We start from the raw sequence: 6,553 nt of genomic DNA, 5'->3' as shown, positions 1-6,553 counted from the left end.
GAACGGTCCATGGACCGTTCTCAGGCACACGACCCGCAAGCGTGAGGACCGGGCTCAGGCGCGGTGCAGCACCGGGTCGCGGTCCTCGACGACGTACGACGCATCGGTGCGGGCCGGCGCGCCGGGCCGCCGGACGTACGGCAGCACGGTGAAGTCGGCCTGCAGCGTCGAGCGCGTGTAGCTGGTGAGCAGGTAGCCCCGGCGGCTCGAGGAGTACTTGATGTGCGGGTTCACCGCCCGTTCGGCCCGCATCGCCGGGGTGGCGTCGCTGCCGTTGCCCCCGCTGGTGACCGACGTCGTCACGAGCTCGACGCCGATCGGCCGGGTCGCCGGCCGGTCGAAGTCCAGCCGCAGCTCGTTGGCGTAGTGCCGGTGCACGTCCCCGGTGAGGACGACGGGGTTGCGCACGCCCCGGTGCTCGAAGCCCTCCAGGATCCGCTGCCGCGAGGCGGCGTACCCGTCCCACGCGTCCATGCCGACCTGGCGTCCGGGCCGCCGTGAGGTGTCGTGCTGCGCGAAGAACACCTGCTGCGCGACCACGTCCCACCGCGCGCCGGAGTCGCCGAGCCCGCGCAGCAGCCACCGCTCCTGGCGGTCGCCGGTGATCGACCGGCCTGGGGCCAGGCGCGCCCGGCACCGCGACGTACGCCGGTCTCCGCAGGCCTGGTCGTCGCGGTACTGCCGGGTGTCGAGCAGGTGCACGGTCGCGAGGTCGCCCCAGCGCACCCGCCGGTAGATCTGCATGCCGGCGCCGCGCGGCATCGAGCTGCGCCGCAGCGGCATGTTCTCGTAGTAGGCCTGGAAGGCCGCCATCCGCCGCCGCCGGAAGCCGTGCTGGTGGTGGGCCGGGTCCAGGCCGGCCCAGTTGCCGTCGACCTCGTGGTCGTCCCACACCACGCTCCACGGCGCCGCGGCGTGCGCGAGCTGCAGGTCGGGGTCGGTCTTGTACTGCGCGTGCCGCTGCCGGTACCCGGCCAGCGTCACGGTCTCGGGCCCGACGGTCCGGCGCACGTTGTGCGGGGACGCGACGTACCCGTTGTGCCGGAACTCGTAGAGGTAGTCGCCCAGGTGCAGCACCAGGTCGGGGTCGTCCTCGACGAGACGGCGGTACGCCGTGAAGTAGCCGTGCTCGTACTCCGCGCACGACGCCGCGGCCACGGTGAACGACGCCGGCGAGCTGTCGTACGCCGGAGCCGTGCGCGTGCGGCCCACGGGGGAGAGGTGTCCCTCGGCCCGGAACCGGTAGAAGTACTCGCGCGCGGGCTCGAGCCCCGCCACCTCCACGTGCACCGAGTGGGCCCACCGGGGCAGCGCCCGGACCGCGCCCTGCCGCACCACCTGGGCGAACTGCGCGTCGGTGGCGACCTGCCAGTCCACGCGGACCTCCCGCGACGGCATCCCGCCGCGGCCGTCCCACGCGAGCGGCTGCGGAGCGAGCCGGGTCCAGATCACCACCCCGTCGGGCTCCGGGTCGCCGGAGGCCACGCCGAGGGTGAACGGGTCTCGCAGCCGGCCCCGTGTGACGAGCCCCCGTTCGAGGAGCGGCGACCGGGCGGCGAGCCCGGCCGCCGGCGTGGACAGCACGGTGAGGGAGGCGGCGCTCCCGGCGAGGACGGCGCGGCGGCCGAGTGCGATCACGTACCTCACGGTCTCGGCCCGACCACCGCGACCGGTGAGCCTCAGGCAGACGCCGGACGAACGTCGCCCCAAGTTCAGGCGCGCACCGACACCGGGCCGTCAGTCGCTGTTCAACCACTCCCGGATCGCGGCGTCGTGCTGGCCCAGCGTGGGGGGCGCGAGGTGCTCGGAGCGCCCGCCCGACCAGGGGTCGTCGTCGAAGCGGATCGGCGAGCCCGGCAGCCGCAGCGTGCCCTGGGTGGCGTGCTCGACCGTGAGCAGCAGTCCCTGCGAGAGCGTCTGCTCCCAGGAGTAGACGTCGTCCATCGAGCGCACCTTGCCCGACGGCACTCCGGCCTCGGCGAGTGCGGCCAGCCAGTGCTCGGCGGGCTCGGTGGCGAACAGCTCCTCGATCCGCGCGGTGAGGGCGTCGCGGTTGGCGACCCGCTCGGGGTTCGTGGCGAACCCGGGCTCGGCCGCGTCCCAGCCGAACGCCGTGCACAGCGCGCGCCACAGGTTCTCCGAGCCGCACGCGATCTGCACCGGCGCGGTCGCCGTCGCGAACATGCCGTACGGCGAGATCGACGGGTGGTGGTCACCGGCCAGCCCGGGCACCTCCCCGGCGACGGTCCACCGGGTCCCCTGGAACGCGTGCACGCCGATCATGCCCGCGAGCAGCGAGGTGCGCACGACGCGCCCGCGGCCGGTGCGGGTGCGCTCGTGCAGCGCCGCCAGCACGCCGTACGCGCCGTTCATGCCGGCGATCAGGTCCGCGATCGGCACCCCGACCTTGGTGGGCTGGGTGGTGCCGGTGATCGACATCAGGCCGCCCTCGCCCTGCGCGATCTGGTCGTAGCCCGCGCGCGTCGCCTCGGGCCCGTCGTGCCCGAAGCCGGTGATGCTCAGCACGACCAGCCCGGGGTTGAGCTCGTGCAGCCGCGAGACCGGGAAGCCGAGCCGGTCGAGCACACCGACGCGGTAGTTCTCCATCAGCACGTCGGCCCGCTCGACCAGCCGCGCCAGCACGTCCTGGTCGGCCTCGTCCTTGAGGTCGAGGACCAGCGACTCCTTGTTGCGGTTGGCGGAGAGGAAGTACGTCGACTCGCGCTCGTCGTCCGCGCCGACGAACGGCGGCCCCCAACCGCGGGTGTCGTCGCCGGCCGGCGGCTCGATCTTGATCACCCGGGCGCCCATGTCGCCGAGCATCATCGCGGCGTGCGGGCCGGCCAGGGCGCGGGTCAGGTCGAGCACGACCAGGTCGGAGAGGGGGCCTTCAGTCATGCCAGGACGCTATCGGGCGGTCCGGGGTGGGCCTATGGCGAGAGTTGCCGACGCGGCGGGCCGGCCCCTGGGCGGGTGTTTCCCGTCCCGTCGTTCCCGGTGGCACGGCACGACCGCTGTCGTGCCATGTCGGCGCCGGATGATCGAATGGCCGCATGGCGACCACCGCGACGACGTACCGCCTCGCGCGGCCCGGCGTCGCGCCGCGGGTGCCCGAGCTCGACGAGCACCAGCGCCGCGTGGTCGACCACCCCGGCGGGCCGCTGCTGGTGCTGGCCGGCCCCGGCACCGGCAAGACCACGACGCTGGTCGAGGCGATCGTCGACCGCATCGAGACCCGCGGCGCCAAGCCCGACGAGGTCCTGGCGCTGACGTTCTCCCGCAAGGCCGCCGAGCAGCTGCGCGACCGCGTCACCGCGCGCCTGGGCCGCACGATGTCGACCACGCTGAGCTCGACGTTCCACTCCTTCGCCTACGCCCTGATCCGCCGCTACTCGCCGGCCGAGCTCTACGAGGCGCCCCTGCGGCTGCTCTCGGCCCCCGAGCAGGACGTCGTGCTCCGCGAGCTGCTCACCGACCATCCCGAGTCGGTGGTCTGGCCGGAGTCGATGGCCCGCGCGCTCGGCACCCGCGGCTTCGCCCGCGAGGTCCACGCCGTGCTCTCCCGTGCGCGCGAGAAGGGCCTCGACGGCCGCGCCCTCCAGCGCCTCGGGGAGGTCGAGGGCCTGCCGGAGTACGTCGCCGCCGGGCGGTTCCTCGACCAGTACCTCACCAACCTCGACTCCCAGGGCGCCACCGACTACGCCGACCTGATCCGCCGCGCGACGATCGAGGCCGAGGCCCACCGCGACGAGCTGCGCGCCCGGATCGGCTGCGTGTTCGTCGACGAGTACCAAGACACCGACCCCGGCCAGGTCGCGCTGCTGCGCGCGCTGGCCGGCGACGGGCGCGACCTCGTCGTCGTCGGCGACCCCCACCAGTCGATCTACGGGTTCCGTGGGGCCGAGGTGCGCGGCATCCTCGAGTTCCCCACCGAGTTCCCGCGTGCCGACGGGCGCCCGGCCGAGGTCGTCGCGCTGCGCACCACCCGACGCTTCGGCCCGCGGCTGCTCGTCGCCTCGCAGCGGGTCGCCGGACGGCTGGCGCTGCCGGGCAGCATCCCGCCCGAGGCGCGTGAGGCGTTCCTCGCGCCCGAGGCCGCCGCGCCCGACCTCGGCGAGGGCCGGGTGCTGGTCCGCACCTTCGACACCGATCGGGCCGAGGCCGAGCACCTCGCCGACCTGCTCCGTCGCGCCCACCTCGAGGACGGCATCGCCTGGGACGACATGGCCGTGCTGGTGCGCTCGGGACGTACGTCGATCCCGCCGCTGCGCCGGGCCCTGGGCGCGGCCGGCGTGCCGGTGGAGGTGGCCAGCGACGAGGTGCCGCTCGTCCGCGACCCGGCCGTGCTGCCCCTGCTCGACGCCCTGCGCACGGTCGTCGAGCTCGACACCCACCCCGATGAGTCGGGCGCGGACGAGGACCGCGACTCGGTCGACCGCGTGGATGCCGCTCGCGCCGAGGCGCTGCTGCTCGGGCCGCTCGGCGGTCTCGACGCCGGAGACCTGCGCCGGTTGGCCCGGCGGCTGCGGGCCCGCGAGAAGGAGCAGAGCAAGACCGAGGGTCGCGCGCCGCGCACCTCCCGTGACCTGGTGCGCCGGGTCGTCGTCGAGCCGGGCTTCCTCGACGGCCTCGAGGGGCCCGACCGTCCCGACGTCGCGCGGGCGCAGGCGCTGGCCCGGCTGCTGTCCGACGCCCGCGAGGAGATGCGCGCGGGGGCCTCGGCCGAGGAGCTGCTGTGGACGCTGTGGTCGCGCACGGGCTGGCCGGCCCGGCTGCGCCGCTCGGTCGAGTTCGGTGGCGGCGCCGCCCGCCGGGCGCACCGCGACCTCGACTCGGTCTGCGCGCTGTTCGACGTGGCCGCTCGCGCCGAGGAGCAGCGCGACCACGTCGGCGTCCGGGCGTTCCTGGCCACGCTGGTCCAGCAGCAGATCCCGGCCGACACGCTGGCCGAGCGGGGCGCCCGCGGCTCCGCCGTACGCCTGCTGACCGCCCACCGCGCCAAGGGCCTGGAGTGGCGGCTGGTCGCCGTGGCCCACGTGCAGCAGGAGGGTTGGCCCGACCTGCGCCGCCGCTCGACGCTGCTGCAGGCCGACCGGATCGGCGAGCACGGCGTGGTCCCGCCGGTGTCGGCCCGCGAGCTGCTCCTGGAGGAGCGGCGGCTGTTCTACGTCGCGTGCACCCGTGCCCGCCAGCGGCTGGTCGTCACCGCGGTCGCCTCGCCCGACGACGAGGGCGAGCAGCCGTCGCGGTTCCTCGACGAGCTCGGCGTGAGCGTCGAGCGCATCGTCGGTCGCCCGCCGCGCCCGCTGTCGCTCGGCGGCCTGGTGGCCGAGCTGCGCCGCACGGTCGCCGACCCCGAGACCTCCGAGCCGCTGCGTGAGGCCGCCGCCCGCCGCCTGGCCCGGCTGGCCGGCGAGGTCCGCATCGCCGACCCGTCGACCTGGTGGGGCACTCGCGCGGCGACCCGGTCGGCTCAGCCCGTGCGCGATCCCGGCCTGCCGGTGCCGGTCTCCGCCAGCGTGCTCGAGTCGATGCTGGTGTGCCCGACCCAGTGGTTCCTCGAGCGCGAGGCCGGCGGCGTCGCCCGGGCGCACCAGTCCGCCAACCTCGGCGAGCTCCTGCACGCCCTGGCCCAGCGGGTGGCGTCCGGTGAGGTCGAGCCGGCCGTCGACGTGCTCATGGAGCACGTCGACGCGGTGTGGGACCGGCTCGACTTCCGCACCCCCTGGTCGCGGGCCCGCGAGCACGAGCGGGTCCGGGCCGCGCTCGGCCGGTTCGTCCAGTGGCACCTCGCCAACCCCCGGCGGCTGCTCGGCACCGAGACGTCCTTCTCGACCGTGGTCGAGCTCGAGGGCGGCGAGCAGGTGCAGCTGACCGGCTACGCCGACCGGCTCGAGCTCGACTCCGACGGCCAGGTCGTCGTCGTCGACCTCAAGACCGGCCGCACCAAGCCCAGCAACAAGGCGGTCGAGAGCCACGTCCAGCTGGGCCTCTACCAGTACGCCGTCGACCACGGCGCGGTCGACGAGCTGGTGCCGGATGCCCGCGCCGGGGGCGCCGAGCTCGTCCAGGTCGGGCTGACCGACGGCGACGAGACCGCGGTCGTCCAGAGCCAGGGTGTCCAGCCCGACGACGGCGCCGACCGCTCGTTGCTGCGCGAGCGGCTCGCCCGCACCGCCGCGCTGCTGAGGGCCGAGTCGTTCCCGTCGATCGCCGGCCAGCACTGCCGCGAGTGCCCGTTCGTGTCGATCTGCCCGGCCAAGAGCGCGGGGTCGGTGACCAGCCAGTGAGCCGACCGATCGACAGCCCCGCGGACCTCGCCGAGGTGATGGGCACGCCCTACTCCGTCAGCGACCAGCAGTGGGCCGCGATCTCCGCGCCGCTGGCGCCGGCCGTGGTGATCGCCGGCGCCGGGTCCGGCAAGACCACGCTGATGGCCGCACGGGTCGTCTACCTCGTCGTCACCGGCCAGGTCCGCCCCGAGGAGGTGCTCGGCTTGACGTTCACCACCAAGGCGGCCAGCGAGCTGCGCCGCAAGATCCGCGACGCGCTC

General features: G+C 75.0%; 4 protein-coding genes. 2 read left to right on the top strand and 2 right to left on the bottom strand.

Annotated elements, in window-relative coordinates; genetic code table 11:
* Positions 1-54 precede the first annotated feature (54 nt).
* Together VGD85_RS15170 and VGD85_RS15165 are read right to left on the bottom strand one after the other, a co-directional pair.
* A complete protein-coding gene (locus VGD85_RS15170) occupies positions 55-1,638 on the bottom strand; it encodes an alkaline phosphatase D family protein (protein WP_331064269.1) in 1,584 nt (527 codons plus the stop codon).
* 99 nt (positions 1,639-1,737) lie between these two features.
* Positions 1,738-2,898, bottom strand: a complete 1,161-nt coding sequence (locus VGD85_RS15165; RefSeq protein ID WP_331064268.1) for a CoA transferase — start codon at positions 2,896-2,898, stop codon at positions 1,738-1,740.
* A gap of 155 nt (positions 2,899-3,053) precedes the next feature.
* On the opposite strand from VGD85_RS15165, the gene VGD85_RS15160 reads away from it, so the two are divergent.
* Complete coding sequence (locus VGD85_RS15160; protein WP_331064267.1) at positions 3,054-6,290, top strand: ATP-dependent DNA helicase; 3,237 nt, start codon at positions 3,054-3,056, stop codon at positions 6,288-6,290.
* A gap of 38 nt (positions 6,291-6,328) precedes the next feature.
* Positions 6,329-6,553 (top strand): UvrD-helicase domain-containing protein (locus tag VGD85_RS15155; protein WP_331064270.1); only part of this gene is annotated, 225 nt, incomplete at its 3' end.

The organism is Nocardioides sp., assembly GCF_036401255.1.
Taxonomy (GTDB): domain Bacteria; phylum Actinomycetota; class Actinomycetes; order Propionibacteriales; family Nocardioidaceae; genus Nocardioides.
This window is presented reverse-complemented; position numbering and strand designations above follow the sequence as displayed.